At 52.7% G+C, this 790-nt stretch carries 1 protein-coding gene; it reads right to left on the bottom strand.

The window, feature by feature from the left end:
• Positions 1–790: replication endonuclease (locus NXS07_RS20430; protein WP_258087567.1), on the bottom strand; the 790-nt coding region annotated here is incomplete at both ends.

Genomic DNA, 790 nt, shown 5'->3' with positions numbered 1-790 from the left:
AGGCGCTGTGACTTCACATCCTGTATGGCCTGACGGCTGGCATACGGGGAGCGGTTTTTATTGACCGCCATTGCGGCGATCAGGAGCGCTTCGCGCCAACGGGTACGATGTGCCTTGAGCTGGCGATACCAAAAATCGTCATTCACCAGCCGCGACACGGCCGAAACCACGTTTTCCGCTTTCAGTCTTCTTTTGCGGTAACGCTGATAATAAACCGGGGTGACATGCAAACCCCGGGCAATCTTTGCCAGTTCACCGTAAATCGGATGCAGGTTGCGCATCCGGTACAGCGCCTCTTTATCGCCGTTCTCGTTGACGATGCACTGATCACAATACTGCTCAAACAGATTGAAGAACCCGGCGGCGATTTTTGTCGCCAGCATTTTTAACTGTTTGTTATGGAGATCGGGCAGGCGGTTAAACTGGCTGATTTCGGCTGATATTCTGGCCGTGGCGGTCAGGGTGGTCTGGGTATCCATTTCAAAGCGGCGGGTCACGGAGACAATCCGCGGCCAGAATTTCTGATGGAAGTCGAAATAAAGAAAATCCTGGGCCTTGCGAACCCCCTGTTCCTTAAGTGTGGTTTCGTAACGTTTTCTAAAGGGATAACGCAGGATGCGCGGCAATGCGTCAATGTCAGCTAAAATCGCTTGCCCCTGAATCAACCTTTCACGGGTAAGCGGTCTTTCAAAACCGGCAATCGCCTGATGGCGCGGGGCATTCCACCAATAGGCATAATGCCCATTGGCGGGTTCAGCATCGGGCAGGGTATTAAAATTAATCAGGCGAC

Origin of the sequence: Xenorhabdus bovienii, assembly GCF_024721015.1 — a bacterium.
Lineage (GTDB): Bacteria > Pseudomonadota > Gammaproteobacteria > Enterobacterales > Enterobacteriaceae > Xenorhabdus > Xenorhabdus bovienii.
Note: the sequence above shows the minus strand (reverse complement) of the source record. Positions and strands in the feature narration are given on the sequence as shown.